We start from the raw sequence: 17406 nt of genomic DNA on the forward strand, positions 1-17406 counted from the left end.
TTTCCACCATGCGTAGGTACACATTCAAACGATACGGTTTTGTATTGCGTAAATTATTTCTACGCCCCTACCACCCAGACTTTATCTCCACAAATTTAGATGATATCGCTTCATCCTTACAAATCTTCAGTGTGATGACCGCCGTCACATCCATCATATCGTTGTTGTTTGTAGACTCACTTGTGAGAACCAAGGAAGCTAGTTTTTGGATTGCATTTTTTCGAATTTCATCTCTTGCGATTTGTTTTTCCGTTTACCTCTTAGCAAAACGAGGAATCAAACAATACCAAAAACAAATCCTAGGAATCACGAGTCTTGTTCTTATTGGACTCGTAACTCTTTATATCCCGATGATGGTTTTTGATAATCCCAATCATGCTTATTATTTATTCGGTTCTGCTATCGTGATAGCCGGAGCTTCCATTTTACTCTGGTTAGAACCGATTCGAATTTGTATCCTCTCTTTGATTTATATTTCCATTTTTATTCCCTTACATTTGAATTATTCCCGCATCCAAGGATTTGATCGTTATTTTTTCTACCAAGATGTTCTCATTGTATCATTTTTGCTAGCATTTGGGATTGTTGCAAACTTTCTCATCAATTACTGGAGATTTGAAGAGTATCGAGTCAAAGAAAAACTCCATATAACAGTGGGTAAACTCCTTCGTATCAATCAGAAAATTGAAGATTTATCCCGCGTAGATTCCATGACAGAACTTTTTAACCGAAGGCATCTATTAGAACAATTTGATCTGTATAAAAAAAGATCACACCGAGAAGGATTTGTGATTGGTTTAGTAATTTTAGATTTGGACAAACTAAAGACCATTAACGATCGTTATGGGCACAAACAAGGTGACATTGCCATCCAAGCATTTGCCAAAACGTTAAAATCCAGAACTCGGATCACAGACATTGCGGCAAGGATTGGAGGAGATGAGTTTTGTTTGTTAGTTTCACCGATTGATAAAGAGGGACTACATACCTTAACCGAATCCATCAGGGAAAAAATGGAAGAATTACAAATTCCGATCTACAACAACCCGAGCGAGTCCCTTACTTTAACAGTTTCGATTGGTGGAACTCTATTCCACCCAGAAGACGATCCTAGTTTTGACGAACTGTATCATAAAATAGACACTGCGCTTTACACCTCCAAAAATGAAGGCCGAAACCGCATCACACTCCTAGAAATGTAAAAAAATGATCGACGGAAATGGGATTCGAATCTAGTCTTACAACTGAGACTGATTCTCAGTTTATGTCCATTACGGATAAGGTGTAAAACTTACGAGATGGGGAAATATCCCCCATCTTTTTTTTTATAAAAACACAAGTGAGATCCCAATTATCGATTCTGGGGATGGAACTTAAAATTCGAATGAATTCATACAATTTCTAGTGGAGAACTGACTTCTTCGTAATCGAGGTTTCTGCGGACTGGACGAAATCCCCCTTCTTGCAAAAACTTTCTCGCTTCCTTTTCTGTTTTTAAACCAAACGACCTGAGGACATTTTCTTCGATCACAACAGAGGAGATATCATCCGCACCTGAATACAAAGCAAGTTGGCCCACACCTTTTCCAAGTACCATCACGGATGTTTCGATGTGTGGGATATTGTCTAAGAAAATTCTGCAAATTCCGAGAACCTTTAGGTATTCATGTGTCGGAACAGGTCTTACTGTAAACCGTTTGGTTTGGGGTTGGAAAGTCCAAGGGATAAAAGACAAAAATCCACCCGTTCTGTCCTGTAAATCTCGCACCACTTGTAAGTGTTCGATGACTTCCTCTTCTGTTTCTTCCGATCCAAAGACAATATTGGCAGAGCCTCTCAGTCCCACTTCATGGCAGGTTTCCATGGCTCGCACCCATTCCGCTACTGAGGCTTTTTTCGGAGAGATGATTTGGCGCATCCTTTCGGTTAGGATTTCAGCACCAGCCCCAGGCACAGAATCAAGACCAACTTCTTTTAGGATTTGTAACACTTCCCTGAGAGGTTTTCCTGTAATGGTTTCTAAATTGATCACTTCCACGGGTGAAAAGGCACGAATGTGCATCTTCGGGTATTTTGCCTTCACGGTACGAATCACATCCAAATAATATTCGAAAGGAAGTTCAGGATAAACCCCTCCTTGTAAGAACATTTGGTCAGCACCTTCTTCTACCGCGTAGTCCATCTTTTGTAAGATGTCCTCTTTGGAGAGAACGTAACCCTTCCCATTTCCAATTTCATCCATAAAGGAACAAAAATTGCACTCAACATTGCAATAATTGGTATAATTCACCACCCGAAACATGGTATAACTGGCTTCCGTATGGGGCCTAACCTTCTCACGGAGGTAGCGGGCTACCATCTGGATTTTTAGAAAGTCTCCATCTTTGTATAAAACGAGAGCTTCACTAGGAGAGATTCGTTTGCCGTCCACTGCTTTGAGCAGGACAACATCGGCTGGGTCATTTGGGTTCAGGGAAAAAGAGGACAAGTTCATATCTCTACCTACTTGGACAGGAAATCTTCTGACATATCCCTGTAAAAACCGAATTTTCCTGGACATTGATTTTTCTATAGAAATCCTAGGAAATACCAAACACCTTAAGGGCATAAATATAAATGGATATCGGAAGAATTCTCTTTCACCTATTATTCACAGCTTTTTTCGTCGTGGCAAACGTAGTGTTTGTCCGCGCTATCCTTTACAGGCTCGGATTGATCTTCAACGGTCGTCCTGCATTTTTTAATGAAGATGCAAAAAAGAACCTAAACATCGGATTCCGTTTAAAAAGTTTTTTCCTAAACGTAATCTTACAAAAAAAGAACTTCCGTGAACCAATACGTGGGATCATGCACGCGTTTGTTTTTTATGGATTTATCGTCTATACGATCCATACAACAAGCCAAATGATCGCAGGTGTATTTGGATATGCAATGGAAGATCCTTACCAATTTGCACTTCCTAATTTCTTATTTGGTGAAGCAGCGAACCATATTTATGAACAAGCAGTCAACTACGTATCCATTTTAGTGTTAACTGGTCTTGGGTTTTTTGCTTGGAGACGTTGGATTAAAAAAGCCAAAGGTCTCGATGTTCACTCACCAGCTTCTGCCATCGTCATCAGTATGATTGCAACCCTAATGGTGACCACCTTACTTGGAAATGGTGCCAAAACGGTTGCAGCAACTTACTATACACATGCTGGATTCATTGATGGTTCGATTGGAAAACTTTGGGAATCGGTGGGAGTCGCAAACTCTTCTGCAGATATCGTTTTCCAAATTATGTGGTGGGGCCATATCATCACTGTATTCTCATTTATGTTGTATGTTCCTACTTCGAAACATGCTCACTTAATTTTTGCTCCCTTTAACTACTTCCTAGCAACTGACACTCCGAAAGGCCAACTCTCCAAACTCAATTTGGATGATGAAAATGCAGTTTGGGGATCCAACCGAGTGGAAGACTTCCCTTGGCCAAATCTACTTGACGGTATGTCATGTATTGAATGTGGACGATGCCAAGTGGAATGCCCTGCCAACAGGACTGGTAAAGTTTTAAATCCAAAAGCCATCATCGTGGAGCTCAAACACCAGATGTTGGAAAAAATGCCAGAAGTAGCAGCTGCACGTGCTGGTAAAACGCCAGAAGAAGCAGCTGAAGCAGTAGCAGCACTTGATACGGGAGTGATCAATTCTCACGAGGGCCTCAGTGAAGAAGCTCTTTGGGGATGTACAACTTGTTATGCGTGCGTAGAAGCATGCCCTGTTGGAAACAACCAAGTAAACGCCATCATTGAAATGCGCCGTCACTTAGTTCTTGCAGAATCCAAGATGAGCCCAGAACTCCAAAAAGCATTCACAAACATGGAAAACAATTCCAATCCATGGGGTGTTGGTGCACACACTCGTGCAGACTGGGCAGAAGGTTTAAATGTAAAAGTTCTTTCAGAAGCAGAAGACAAAAACGTAGACGTACTCTACTGGGTCGGTTGTGCGGGTGCTTTTGATGAAAGAAACAAAAAGATCTCTCGTGACTTCGTAAAAATCATGCAAAAAGCGGATGTAAACTTTGGTATCCTTGGAACAGAAGAAGGATGTTCGGGAGACTCGGCTCGCCGGGGTGGTAATGAATACCTCTACCAAACGCTAGCACAAACAAACGTGGACACGATCAACGGATACGGTATTAAAAAAATCGTAACTGCTTGCCCACACTGTTATAACACCATCAAAAACGAATACCCACAATTTGGTGGTAACTTCGAAGTCATCCACCACTCCGAATACATCAACCAACTTTCGAAGGAAGGTAAAATCGATGTGAAAGTGGCTGATGATGCAAACACTGGTAAGTATACTTACCACGATTCATGTTACATCGGACGTTATAACAACAATTACGACAACCCTCGTGATGTTGTGAAAAAAGTATCCGGTGGAAAAATTGAAGAAGCTGTCGACCATCACTCCAAAGGACTTTGTTGTGGTGCGGGTGGTGCTCAGTACTGGATGGAAGAACACGTGGATGAATCCAACCCAGAAAGTATGCGAGTCAATAGCAAACGTACAGGACAACTCCTCGATACAGGTGCTACTACAATCGCTACTGCTTGTCCATTCTGTATCACAATGATCACTGATGGTGTCAAAGCTGCGGAAAAAATTGATTCCGTAAAAGTAAAAGACATTGCGGAACTAGTCGCAGAAAACATCGACTAACAGTTAAAAAAGGGGAATTAGATGATAAATATCCTATTCCCCTTTTTTCGGTTCTTCATAAGTCCAAAAAAGTGTAACACCGGTTATTCTTTTTTGGACTTTGTATTTTTCATCAATCTATTTAAACTTTCTGTTATCATCCATTCTCTATTCATTTTTAGCTTATTTTTTCCTATTTCAGAAACCTTTGCAGATTCCAAAAAACAAACCATTCAACCGAACCCAGAAGATGGAATCACCATCATTGTTGAAAAAGGTCAAACCTTAAGTATCATCTCCAAAACCTATTTGGACGATCCTAGGAAATGGAAAGAACTTCTAAAATCTAACCAAATTGATAACCCAAACTTGATCATTCCTGGAATGAAGTTATGGATCCCAAAAAGTTTAGGGAAAAAACCACTTGCCGACTTACAACGGTTTACTGGTACTACAGAAGTTTTAAAACTCTCACAAAAACAAAATGATTGGGCAAAGGCAAAAAATGGCGAAGGACTTTATGCAAAGGATGAAGTGAGAACCTTACAGGAATCGGAAGCACAGTTTATTTTTTTATCTGGTTCTCGGTTTGAAATCACAGAAAATAGCCACGTCATTATGGAACGTGGAAAATCAGAAACAGAACCTGATGAAATTTTTTTAAGACAAGGTAGAATCCGTTCTCTGATTCCCAAAACCTCAAATCCTAACCAAAAGATGTTTTTACTCAAAACTGAATCTGCTGAATCTGTTGTCAAAGGAACAGATTTTTTAACGGAAGTGGACCAAAATGGAAATACCACTCTCAGTTGTTACGAAGGAAGTGTTGCGGTAACTGCGGAAAAAGTAACAGTTCTTGTTAACTCAGGGTATGCAACCTTTGTCGAAAAAGGAAAACCACCTTTAAAACCTTTCCCAGTTCCCAATCCTCCCATTCCAGAAAACAAATGAATTTCTGTTTTTTAAGGTTCCAATCTTCTCGATTCCGTATCCTTCTCATCTTTATCTGTTTCACACTCCACTTTCACTTACAGGCAAAACAAATCCAATTCGCACTGGTTCCAGATCGCGAAGACATCATCCAATATGAAATTGAACTTTGGAAAACAGATGAATTGGGAGGAGAAATTCCCTTTCGAGTATTGGCAAATCCAGGACCTGTAAGTTTATTCATTCCAGAAGGATATGAATTTTTCCGAATCAGAGCAATCGCCAAACGGAAGGTGCGAGGATTTTGGACAGAGTTGTACCAAGTGGCAGTGTTTGGCAAAAAACCAAAACCTGTTGCCAAACCGATCGCAAAAATCCCAGTGAAAACGGATGTCCTTGTTCCCATTGAGTCAAGTCAAGGTAAACCCGAGTTATTTCTCACAACCAATCAAATTACAATCGTTCCCACTTCCGTAGATAAAAAGATTCGTATCCAATACAGAATCAATGGTGGTCCTTGGCAAACGACAACATCTCCTCTTTTACGTTTTTCAAAAGACGGTCATTACCGTTTAGAATACAAAGTGACAAATGAAATTGGAGTTTCTGATGGGATGCAAGTTTGGGAATTTAAAGTGGATTCAAATCCACCAGTCACATCGATTTCTTTTTTAGAACCACCATTCCAAAAAAATGGAACTACATTTATCTCTTCGAAAAATGGATTATTACTCCGTTCCTCCGATGAAGGATCTGGTCTATCTAACATTCGGTACAGAACCACCTGTGGTACTGACCAAGTTTCCGATTACAATGTATGGTTAGAGTCTTCTTGGAAGGACATCCTTTCAGGTTGTGAAAAAAACATCCTCTTAGAAATCAGTGCTGTAGACCGCTTAGGGAATGAAGAAGTCCCAAAACAAATTTTCATTCAGACTCAAAAAAAGGCAGAGTAAATGAATTCTCTCCTCAATCGAATGCGGAGGATTGTTTCGAATTTTGTTTTTGCAGTACGGTCTTTATCCTTTGTTAAGCTCTTTTTTTCATTGGTTTTGTTCATCTTACTTCCTTATGCTTTACTCATTGGAAGAATGATTTATGTGGAATACAAAGAAGCTTTGGATTGGAACCAAAGGTTCCAGTTAATTCGCATTCAACTTTTAGCGATCGATATAGAAAATCAAATCAGAAATCACATTCAGAATGAATTTTCAAACCCAACAAGAGAATTAATCTCATTCAAACAATTTTCTGATTTAATTCAGTTTTGTTCGAATGATTTAGACTTGTTCCAAAAAAAATCTTCCTTCCAATTGATTTCTTGTACGCATTCAAATACAGTTTCTTCTTATTTTTTAATCACAGAGGAAGAAGGAATGTATCTCTATCCTACTGTATTCATTGAAGAATCATTACTTGATTCTTCTTTTAGTGATCCAAATGAAGGATTGTTTTTATTAAATCAAAATGGAAACTTTGGAATTTCAGGATTTATTGAAGATAATTTTTTAGTGTCTGAAGAGTGGAAAGAAAAAGCAAAATCTGCCTTACAATCAAATTCCAATTTACCAACGCTAAAAGAAGTCGAAAAAGATGATTTAGGTTTTTTTCTGGTTGGTGTTCCTCTTTATGGACTTCCGATCCACCTATTCGTTGTCAGTCCCATTGACCTAGTATTACAACCAATTCTCTCCTCTTTAAAAACCAATATCTCTACCTTGGTGGGTATATTATTCTTCACATTTCTTTTTTCCATCTTCATTTCACTGAGAGAAATTGAATCCAAACAAAAACTAAAATTAATCTTAAATGAATACCCTCATGCTGCGATTCTTTACGACTCCTTAGGAAATGTAATTCTCGAAAACCCATTCATTGAAGAAAAACTACAAGTATCAGATGTTTATATTTACCAAGAACCTTTAGTAAATTGGTTAAAAACAGAAGTATCTGAATTTTTAAGAGAGATCAAAGAACAAAATGACCGTACACAAGAATTACGAAAAGAGGAATTAGAAGTATTTGTCAGTGATGGATCTACCATACTCCTAGAAATCACCTACCAAATTTGGTTCTTAGAACAAAACAATCAATTCGCAAGTGGTGCTTTGATACTGGTACAAAATATAACGAAAAAAAGATTAGAATTTGAAAGAGAGATGGAATATGCAAAGGATTTGCAAAAAAAATACCTGCCATCTCGAATTCAAATGTTTCCAAAACTAGATTATGAAATCCTATATAGACCTCTCATCCAGGTTGGTGGTGATTATTATGATTATATTGATTTAGGAGAAAATCGATATATTTTTGCTTTAGGAGATGTAATTGGGCATGGAGTGAAAGCAGCCATGATGATGACTGTACTCAAAGTTTTATTCCATCAAATTGCAAAAACAGAAACAGATCCCAAAAATATTTTATTAAAAATGAATGAAGGTGTAAGCACTCACTTTCCAGACCCATATGCTTTTGTTCCCTTTCTGTTTTTACTATTTGATTTGAATCTAAATAAAGTTTTTTATGGAAACGCAGGCCACCCAGGAATGCTCCATTATTCCAATGGCAAATTCCATTGTTATGAAAAACTGAATCCTATGTTTGGGATGATACAGAAACTCAACCCAAGCATATTAGAATTTCCTATTATTACAAATGATCGATTTTATTTATTCACCGATGGTTTAAAAGATGTGGAAAATGGAAATCAGGAAAAATTGTGGGAAGCGGAATTACTCAAATTTTTTGGACAAATGGCAAGTAATCACATGTCATTCGTCAAACAAGAATTAGATTTTAAAATTCGATCTTACTCTGAAGGAAAAGAACTATTAGATGATATCACCTGGATTGGAATTGATATCATCTAATTAATTTTCTAGTGGTGGGTTGTCTAATAACTCTATACTTTCATTATTTTTATGGAAATAATTCATATCCCATTCCGTATCAAACAATAAAGCCATATTCCCGAATAAATCTTCGACCAAATTTGCATTTGATGGAATTTTTGGCCGGTCTTCTTTTTTTACCCAACGAGAAATTCCGTAAGGAAGGATGTTGATAGATGTATCGGCACCGTATTCATCCTTTAATCTTCTTTGGAACACTTCAAACTGTAATTTTCCCATAGCTCCAATAATTGGTACACCACCACCTATCGTTCGTGATGTGAATAAATGTAAAATTCCTTCTTCTGCTAATTGGTCCAAACCTTTTTTGAAAGATTTTAATTGTAAGGTATCCTTACAGGATATGGTTGCAAATAGTTCTGGAGCAAAACTTGGCAGTGGTCTAAGTGGTGGTGTATTTCCAGTTGAAAGTACGTCACCAATTTTATAGGTTCCTGGATTCACAAGACCGATGATGTCACCTGGGTATGCCAAATCGACAGTGTTTCTGTCTTGTCCAAAAAATGCAAAGCTAGAAGACAACTTCACTGGTTTGTCTAAACGGTTGTGATTTACGTTTAGTCCTCGTTCAAAAACACCAGAACAAATTCGTAAAAAAGCGATTCGGTCACGGTGCGCCTTATTCATGTTTGCTTGTACTTTGAACACAAATGCACTAAATGGAGCATTCACAGGATCTAAGTAATTTCCATCTCGTAGAGGAATATGATCAGGCCCTGGGGCTAATTCCAAAAATTTATTTAAAAATAACTCAATCCCAAAATTGTTTACTGCGGACCCAAAATACACAGGAGTTTCTTTTCCAAGTAAAAAAGAGTTTTTGTCTACTTGGCCAATGCCATTTTCCACGAGGTCAATTTGTTCGCGGAAAGCCTTTACAATTTCCTCATCGAACTGTTCGTCGAGACTCGGATCATTAGGCCCAGCCATTCGAAAACCAGCCTTTTGTTTTCCACCTGGGGTTCGATCAAAAAGATACAACTGTGCATCCCTCAAATCATAAACACCCTTAAAATCAAATCCTGTTCCGAGTGGCCAAACATCGGGAACTGCTTTGATTCCAAGAACCTTTTCGATTTCATCCAAAAGAGCGTATAAATCTTTTGTGGGTCTATCCATTTTATTGATGAAGGTGATGATGGGGATGCCTCGGTCTCGGCAAACTCGGAATAACTTGATGGTTTGTGGTTCGACCCCTTTTCCAGCATCTAACACCATGACAGCAGTATCTGCAGCCATTAGGGTTCTGTAGGTATCTTCTGAAAAGTCTTCGTGGCCTGGAGTGTCTAGTAAATTAAGAATGTGACCCTTGTATTCAAATTGTAAGGCAGCAGAGGTGATGGAAATCCCCCTTTCCTTTTCCATTGCCATCCAGTCAGAAGTAGCAGATTTACCTTCCTTTTTTGCCTTCACGGCCCCTGCGAGTTGGATCGCACCTCCGTAAAGGAGTAATTTTTCGGTGAGGGTTGTTTTTCCAGCGTCGGGGTGAGCGATGATCGCGAAGGTTTTCCGACGATTGACTTCTTTTTCAATGGTATCAGGGGACATAATGACTATTCCATATTGCCTAAATTGGCGATTCTGTCGAGAATAAAGAAGGTTCCTTTGCCCTTTCTCTGAGGAAGGGGTTGACTACAATATTATGTCCCATTATAATGGGGACAGAGGGGAAGTTTTTTGCGAAAGTTTGTATCCATCATCTTTCTTTTGGTTTGCACTCAAATCTTTCCTCTTGACTTTCCCAATTTTTCCTTAGGGGAAGAGAATGCCAAGGAAGAATTCAAACGTGGCCTTACCTATAAAAATTTAAGGGAATATTCCGCTGCGAAAGAACGTTTCCAAAAAGCGGTAAATTTAAAAAAGGATTTCCATCTTGCTCGTTTAGAACTTGCAAATAATTACTATTTGTTAGGTGAATGGGAAGAAGCCTTAGATGAATTAGAAATTTTAGCCACCAAAGCAAAAAATGACCTACTCATCACAAATAAAATTGAAACACTCCGACTAGCAATTGCAGGTGGTGTGACCGAAAAAGAAAAAATCTTCTTTAAAACCATTGAAGGTGATTCCATTCGTGGGTATCGATTTCGGAATCCAGTTGATATCACATTTGATGAAGATGGAAACTTTTATGTAGCTGGTTTCGATACATCGAATGTAATTAAGTTTAATGCGCAAGGTACTCCGATCTCCAACTGGAGAGGTGGAATCACAAGAAAACTGGAAAGACCAGTTTCATTAGTTTACCAAAACCAAAAAATCTATATCGCCGATTTTGCAAGGGATGAAGTATTAATTTTTGATTTAAATGGAAGTTATTTGGCAACTATTGGTGGACCTGGAAAAAATCCGGGCCAATTCAGAGGGCCTTCTTCCATTTGTTTTGATCCTTTAGGAAATTTATATGTTGCAGATTCTGGAAACGGTCGTATTCAAAAATTTAATGCGAGTGGACAATTTGTATTAGAAATCCTTGGGATTGGCAATTCCAAACTTGTGAATCCTTCTGGGATCACCATTGAGAATCAGAAAATCTATGTGGTCGATAAAGATAAGCTAAAGGTGTTTGTGTTTGATGGTGATGGCAATACCATTGAAACCATTTCCAAATCAGAATGGAAAAAACCTCGTAATATTCGAATTTTAGATAACCAAATTTTCCTAACTGATGAACTTACAGGGATTTGGACCTATTCGATGTTAAATGGAGATTGGAGACAACTCCCAAAATTCAGAGACAAAAATGGTGTTTATCGGGTTTTATACCGACCATTTGCAACGAACATGGATTCTACAGGAAGTTTGTATTTCGTTGATTTTGGAAAACATCGCGTTGATATTTTTTCCCAAAAAAATAATTTACTATCAAATCTTGACTTAAAAATCGAATCAATCGATACTTTCGATTTTCCCAACATTCATATTTACACTCGAGTTAAAAATAGAGGTGGGAAAGAGTTGGTTGGAATTGATCGATTGAGTTTTCGGATATTCGAAAACGACAATATGACTCCACTTTTCTCATTGGCTAACAAAAACAAAATTAATGAAAAATTAAACATTGCGATTGTTTATGAAAATAGTGAAAGTTTAAAAAAAGCGAAAACAAATTTAGAAGATGGTCTATTCCCACTCTTTCGATCTTTACATGATACTGACCATATAACACTTTACCGAGCCGGAAAAGATAGCCAGTTAATTTTACCTGATACAGTTTCACTCAGAGACATTCTGGCAAAAATTCGGGACAGCCAAGCAGAAGAAAAATTCAATTTTGGCAAAGCAAGTATTGCTGCGTTAAAAAAACTATCAATGGAGACGGGACCAAAAATCCTCGTCTACTTAGTTTCTAAAGAAGCAAAAGAAGAAAGTTTTTTGCAATACCAAAAATCCAGAATTGTATCTTACGCCAAGGCACATTCCATTCCTATTTATGTATTAACAACAAATTCCAATCCATCGTATGAAGAGTCTTGGTCCGATTTAACTGGGCCAAGTAATGGAAAATATATCTTTTTAGATGGTGAAGGAGAAGAACGAGATTTATACAAACTATTCAGATCTCATTTAGACTACCGGTATATTCTTTCCTATAAAACGGATACAAATCCTGAACTCATCAATCGATATATTAAAATTGGTATTGGTGTTGATCATAGAGGCGTAAAAGGAAGGGACGAAGGAGGTTATTTTGTTCCAGAACCTCGTTAAACAAACCAAGAAACACACCGTATTTGGGATTCTATTTCTTTTCACACAATTTGTTTTTGCAGAACCTAGTGCATTGGAAGACATTGCAGAAGCTAAAATATTCCAATCAAACAATAATTGCAGAAAAGCCATTCCACTCTACCAATCTGCATTACAAAAAAACAGAAATTCCATCGATGCAAAGTTAGGAATCGCTGATTGTAGTTTTTTATTGGGATCTTATAAAGAGAGTAAAAAGTTTTACTTAGATATTTTACAAAGAGATTCCAAATACATACCAGCAGTCACTGGTTTATCTGAAATTTATTTATTAGATGGTGAATATAAATTGGTAAATGATTTAATCCAACCTCTACTCACTGAATTTCCGAATCACACGGGACTAAGGATCACGGAAGCAAAAACTCTTTTAAAACAAGGCAAAACTGATTCAGCTCTTTACAAAATCAAATCACTTTCTGATAAATTAGGAGAACCTTCTGATTTACTAAGAATGTTATCTGAGTTGTATTTTTCTAAAAAACAATATGAGAATGCATTAGATACCATTGATTCTTATACAAAAAAAGAGCCAAATGATCCATCGGGATTTTCCTTTAAAGCAAAAGTTCTTTTGTATGAGAATTACTTTCAACCTAGAGCGTTAGTTGCCATTTTGCCGAATGTGAAAGAAACACTGGAAAATGCATTGAATTTGGATGAGAAAAACGAAGAAGCCAGATTCTATTTTGTTTACCATGATTTGATTTTAGCTAATGTAAATAATGACAAAGATTTAAAAACAAAAGCATTCAAACGAATTTATGAACTTGCACGTGAGTTCCCAGAAAACCAACTCTATCATAGCATTGAAGCGAATCTTGCCTGGGAATTAGGGGAAAACAAATTTGCATCATACCATTACAGAAGAGCATTAGCAATCGATGATTTAGATGAAATTTTACGTTTTGAAGCAGAAGAATATGTAATTTCGTCAGAGAAAGAAGAATCCAAACTAAGAAGAGAGTTGGGAGACTACCGACGGGATCGTTATTATGCCGAAAAACATTCCTTATACCATAAGAGTAGTTTATTCCATTTATTTAGAGCAAGGGACTTAAGCGCCCAAACACCTGTAATCCGAAAAGAACTATTAGATTTTTATAATTTATCAGGTGATTCCGTTAAATATACAAATCTATTATTACGTCTGAGAGAAGAAGATCCCAATTCTTTCAAATTACAAAACAAATTGGAATTTGTGATCAAAAATCTTAAGGATTCAATCGAATTTAAAGAAGGATACCTTCAAATTGATCCAAATTCTGTCTCCGATTTATCGGTTCGGTTTAGTCCAGAGGTGTACGTTTTTGATTTAGAATCGGTGAGTCCCTTTCCTTACCACCTCCAAGCTGGTCGCCTCTTTGCGGAAGTTTTAAGATACCAGTTAAAAAATATGTTATCAGTAAGAGTGATTGAAGGAAGTGAATTTAAATCCATTCGAAATTTGTTAAAAGAATCCAGTTATCATCCTTTTTCTCAAACAATACCTTTTTCCATCGATAATTTACATCACTTGGATTCCAAAAGGCGAAATGCCACTAAGATTCGTTATGTGGTTCATGGAAAATACCAAATTGAAAATGGAGATATAAAATTTGATATTTCAGTTTATGATCGGAATCAACTAAAAGATATCGTCAATTGGAGAACAAACCAAAGAGGACGCGATAGTTTACCAACCATAGTTCATCGAATTGCAGAAAGGATTAAATCTACCCTACCTATCGAAGGGAAAATTCTAAAGGTAAAAAAAGACGAAGTCATCGTATCTCTTGGAAAAGACGATGGATTAAAAATGGATTCAAAACCACTTTTCCAAAGAAAAGGAAAAACTCTTTTTGAAGGAGAAATCATTTCCTTAGGTAAATCGATCTCAAACATCAAACCAAAACAACGTGGATGGGAAAAAGAATTAGCTACTGGGGATGATGTGGTCCTAAAAACGGACTAGGATAAAAAGAAGAAAAGAAGGTTAGTAATACATCAGAAATCCGTTCTTCTTTGGTTTCATCGAAGGAATTGATTTCCAATTGGCAAATGTTTCCTTCCATAAAAACAGAATCCACCTGTTCTGAAAGAAAACAACGTTTTAAAATAGGCACTAGTTGGTCGTAATCCCTTTGATCCAAATAGACTTTCCCATTGGAGAATTGATAATTGGATTCGATCCTATGGATTGTTTCCTTTGGTGTGTTTTGCCAATTTAACTCTACATTGGGGTGGTAATATATGTTTCCATTTTCCATTGAAAACTCACCATGTTGTAATCTTTTTTTCGAATCTTCATTTGCAAACCGAATCCAATCCGTATCCGCTGGTAAACGATCTGAAAAACTCACTTGGACTACACCGACTCCGCTTTGGTTCTGAACTAATTGAACAAATAATACCTGCTCCTTTTTTTGCCTTACAGACTCTTCCCTTATCCTTTCGATTACCTCTGAATGTAATTTGGGCATTGATGGTTTCTTTTTCTTAAAAAACAAAGTCATAATTGAATTGATTACCTTCTAATGAGTATGGATACATTTATTTTCCAATCAAAATTCCAAGTGCCAATCGAAAGGTTATTCCAATTCCATGAAGATCCAATTGGTTTTGAAACATTAATGAAAGCAAATCAAGGGATCAGAGTCATCCAAAAACCTAGTTCATTAAACGTCGGAGAAACAGCCATTCTAAAAGTCCCAATCCTTCCTTTTCTATACACGGAATGGATCGCAAAACATACTAAATACGAGAAAAATTCCCTTTTCCAGGACAACCAAGAAAAAGGACCATTTCTTAAGTTTTTACACACGCATCGGTTTATCAAAGTGAATGAGAACGAATCTATATTATCCGATGAGATTGAAATTAATTTTTACGTATGGCCCATTTCCAAATTCATTCTATTCCCGATGTTGTATTTGATGTTTAAAAAACGCCATAAGCTAACAGCTGAATATTTTTCAGTCAAACCCAACCTAATTTTTAGCGGGTATTCTCGAACCGTAGTCAATTAGTTGTCGGTTGTATTCCTTTTCCATCAGTGGAGAAGAGATCAAAAAATCCGCGCTAGACCGATTGCATGCCATTGGAATATTATATAATACAGCAATACGCAATAGAGCTTTCACATCTGGATCATGTGGTTGCGCAGAAAGTGGATCCCAGAAAAACACCATAAAATCAATTGAATCTTCTACGATTTTCGCACCAATTTGTTGGTCTCCACCGAGTGGACCTGAAATGAAACGAAAAACAGGCAAACCAATTTGTTCGTGGATCAATTTTCCCGTTGTGCCTGTTGCGGAAAGATGGTGTTTACTCAATGTTCCTCGGTTGAATTTCACCCAATCAAGTAAATCTTCTTTTCGATTGTCATGTGCGATGAGAACGATCTTTTTCGTTGTTTCCATTTTTCTCTGAATTAGTACCATAAAGTGATAGTTCTTGCCAATATCCTGGATTCAAGGAAAGTTTCCCTGAAATGGTAAACCATCGCCGATTTTTTTGGGTACTCCTCTTGCTTTCCTTCCAAATTCCACTGGGGGCTACTGATCCAAATAAGAAAGGGGAAACTAGGGTTGAATCCATTCTCCCTTCGCGACCAGAATCAGGTTCGCCCTGGGGTGATTCGACCCAATCCATCGGAACCATACCAGTTCTCGAATTTGTCGATGAAAAAAACTCTCAAAAAAGATGGTCGGATGCGAGCAAAGAATACTCACTTGCCTTGGAAGGTTTTGAATCTGGTAAAAAAGGAATCGATAAACGGAGAGAGGATTTTAAAAAAGAAGTATTTTACGAAGATCGTTACGAATGGCAGAAAGTTACAAGAAAAGAAAACAAAGAAAAAGAATTCCAAAAACAACTCTATGAACTAAGGACTCAAACGACACTTCGTCTTGTTAAAGCTATGAATTTGTTGGATAAAATAGAGAATCCAAAGGTGAAGGAAAGTGATTCGTATATAGATTTAAAGTCTGGTATTTACAGAGAATACATCAAACACCAAGAGTCTTTTAAAAATTACCTACAAGTAATCGACTTTACAACTCGTTATATTGAAATCTCATCCAAAAATGAAATGGAGGCAGAACCTCATAGGCTGCTTGCTCTTTCCTATGAGAAAATGGAACAAACAGCATTTCGTTCGAAAAACCAGGAACTCTATTATGAATTTAAAGAATTAAAGAAAAAACATCTATTACGATTTGCAGAATTGCACTATGGCCGCGAATCAAAAGAATACGCGGCGATTGAGGAAAAAGTCGGAAAGGATTTCTGAATTAGACCATCCCAAGTTTTTTCTTAAGAGCCCTATTTTCTTCCACCAATTCTTTGATTTCTTGTTCGGTATATTCAAATAAACGATCTTGTGCTCGTAAAATTTTATCCAAATTCATTTCTTCAATTCGTGAATAATTTAATACTTCTTCTGTCGCCTTTTGTAGTTCAAGGGCTTGTTTGAGTTCTTTTTCCCGAAGTTCATCCAATTGTTGGATTGCTTTGACTCTTTGGTGTAACTCAATGAGCTCTTGGTTTTTCATATCATTCACACGTTCTAAAGCAGAATTAATACCTGCTTGTGAACGTTTGACAAGTTCTTCATACTTCAAGATCGAACGCAAAGCTTCATTTTCTTTTTTTGATTCTTCGTATTCTTGGTGTGCTAAAGAAAATACACCTTCAAAAAAACCTACATTCTCTAAACAGGAATTCCCAATATCTAAAGCAGCTGCTTTGTAGGATTCTGATTGGATGGTTCTGTCCAAAATCATCCGCAGTTCCCGAACATGCAGAGGGTTTTCTAATACCAGGTATTTGGGTTGGGTTTGTACTATCTCTTGGATTTGGTTTACACCATCTTCGGAAGAAACTAAGATCAAAGAAACAAAAGGACTGACTTCAAAGGTGGATTTGATTTTTGGTAGGATCTCATTCCATTCTTTTAGCGTCACTTGGATGAAAAGGATGTGAATATCGTTTGGTGTGATTGAGATTTGATCCAATTCAGACAAACCAATTTGGTTCACTTGGATCTTGATTTTTGAATGTTTCCAAAGCTCTACGGGAAACGGACGGCCCTGGGAAAGATTCCAAATATAAGAAGTTTTCAAACCCGATC

Annotated in this window: 14 protein-coding genes; 9 read left to right on the top strand and 5 right to left on the bottom strand. The window is 37.3% G+C overall.

The features are described from left to right. Nucleotides 1–8 precede the first annotated feature (8 nt). Nucleotides 9–1202, top strand: coding sequence for a GGDEF domain-containing protein (locus DI076_RS06725; RefSeq protein WP_108959182.1), 1194 nt, complete (start codon nucleotides 9–11; stop codon nucleotides 1200–1202). A 188-nt stretch (nucleotides 1203–1390) separates the two neighbouring features. Here the strand turns inward: DI076_RS06725 and mqnC are convergent, their stop codons facing one another. Beyond that, nucleotides 1391–2494, bottom strand: a complete 1104-nt coding sequence (gene mqnC / locus DI076_RS06730) for a cyclic dehypoxanthinyl futalosine synthase (RefSeq protein WP_108959278.1) — start codon at nucleotides 2492–2494, stop codon at nucleotides 1391–1393. A 122-nt stretch (nucleotides 2495–2616) separates the two neighbouring features. Here mqnC and DI076_RS06735 point away from each other — a divergent pair, with 122 nt between their 5' ends. The 4 genes from DI076_RS06735 to DI076_RS06750 are packed head-to-tail and all read left to right on the top strand — an operon-like array spanning nucleotide 2617 to nucleotide 8498. Continuing rightward, the gene (locus DI076_RS06735; protein ID WP_108959183.1) at nucleotides 2617–4719 is read left to right on the top strand and encodes a (Fe-S)-binding protein; all 2103 of its coding nucleotides are present in this window, start codon (nucleotides 2617–2619) and stop codon (nucleotides 4717–4719) included. A gap of 21 nt (nucleotides 4720–4740) precedes the next feature. Beyond that, nucleotides 4741–5649, top strand: a complete 909-nt coding sequence (locus tag DI076_RS06740) for a FecR family protein (RefSeq protein ID WP_108959184.1) — start codon at nucleotides 4741–4743, stop codon at nucleotides 5647–5649. Then, complete coding sequence (locus tag DI076_RS06745) at nucleotides 5646–6584, top strand: LBF_2017 N-terminal domain-containing protein (protein WP_174705028.1); 939 nt, start codon at nucleotides 5646–5648, stop codon at nucleotides 6582–6584. Before DI076_RS06740 ends, DI076_RS06745 begins: the two co-directional genes overlap by 4 nt. After that, complete coding sequence (locus DI076_RS06750) at nucleotides 6585–8498, top strand: PP2C family protein-serine/threonine phosphatase (protein WP_108959185.1); 1914 nt, start codon at nucleotides 6585–6587, stop codon at nucleotides 8496–8498. Here the strand turns inward: DI076_RS06750 and DI076_RS06755 are convergent, their stop codons facing one another. Continuing rightward, complete coding sequence (locus DI076_RS06755) at nucleotides 8499–10088, bottom strand: peptide chain release factor 3 (RefSeq protein ID WP_108959186.1); 1590 nt, start codon at nucleotides 10086–10088, stop codon at nucleotides 8499–8501. 129 nt (nucleotides 10089–10217) lie between these two features. Between DI076_RS06755 and DI076_RS06760 the strand changes: the two genes are divergently transcribed. Together DI076_RS06760 and DI076_RS06765 are read left to right on the top strand one after the other, a co-directional pair. Further along, the gene (locus DI076_RS06760; protein WP_108959187.1) at nucleotides 10218–12251 is read left to right on the top strand and encodes a 6-bladed beta-propeller; all 2034 of its coding nucleotides are present in this window, start codon (nucleotides 10218–10220) and stop codon (nucleotides 12249–12251) included. Continuing rightward, nucleotides 12232–14244, top strand: a complete 2013-nt coding sequence (locus DI076_RS06765) for a tetratricopeptide repeat protein (protein ID WP_108959188.1) — start codon at nucleotides 12232–12234, stop codon at nucleotides 14242–14244. The genes DI076_RS06760 and DI076_RS06765 overlap by 20 nt, the downstream gene beginning before the upstream one ends. On the opposite strand, the gene DI076_RS06770 is transcribed toward DI076_RS06765, so the two are convergent. Then, nucleotides 14210–14752, bottom strand: coding sequence for a hypothetical protein (locus DI076_RS06770; RefSeq protein WP_245918308.1), 543 nt, complete (start codon nucleotides 14750–14752; stop codon nucleotides 14210–14212). The two genes, DI076_RS06765 and DI076_RS06770, sit on opposite strands and share 35 nt — an antisense overlap. A gap of 60 nt (nucleotides 14753–14812) precedes the next feature. Here DI076_RS06770 and DI076_RS06775 point away from each other — a divergent pair, with 60 nt between their 5' ends. Further along, the gene (locus tag DI076_RS06775; protein ID WP_108959190.1) at nucleotides 14813–15298 is read left to right on the top strand and encodes an SRPBCC family protein; all 486 of its coding nucleotides are present in this window, start codon (nucleotides 14813–14815) and stop codon (nucleotides 15296–15298) included. Here the strand turns inward: DI076_RS06775 and DI076_RS06780 are convergent. Next, entirely contained in the window at nucleotides 15260–15694 is a 435-nt protein-coding gene (locus tag DI076_RS06780; protein ID WP_100726883.1) for a methylglyoxal synthase, read from the bottom strand. The two genes, DI076_RS06775 and DI076_RS06780, sit on opposite strands and share 39 nt — an antisense overlap. A gap of 71 nt (nucleotides 15695–15765) precedes the next feature. Between DI076_RS06780 and DI076_RS06785 the strand changes: the two genes are divergently transcribed. After that, a complete protein-coding gene (locus tag DI076_RS06785; protein WP_108959191.1) occupies nucleotides 15766–16566 on the top strand; it encodes an FcpA-related putative periplasmic flagellar protein in 801 nt (266 codons plus the stop codon). Between the two features lies 1 nt (nucleotide 16567). Here DI076_RS06785 and DI076_RS06790 read toward each other — a convergent pair whose 3' ends face one another. Continuing rightward, entirely contained in the window at nucleotides 16568–17398 is an 831-nt protein-coding gene (locus DI076_RS06790; RefSeq protein WP_108959192.1) for a hypothetical protein, read from the bottom strand. Nucleotides 17399–17406 lie beyond the last annotated feature (8 nt).

Origin of the sequence: Leptospira ellinghausenii (assembly GCF_003114815.1) — a bacterium.
GTDB classification, from domain to species: Bacteria; Spirochaetota; Leptospiria; order Leptospirales; family Leptospiraceae; genus Leptospira_A; species Leptospira_A ellinghausenii.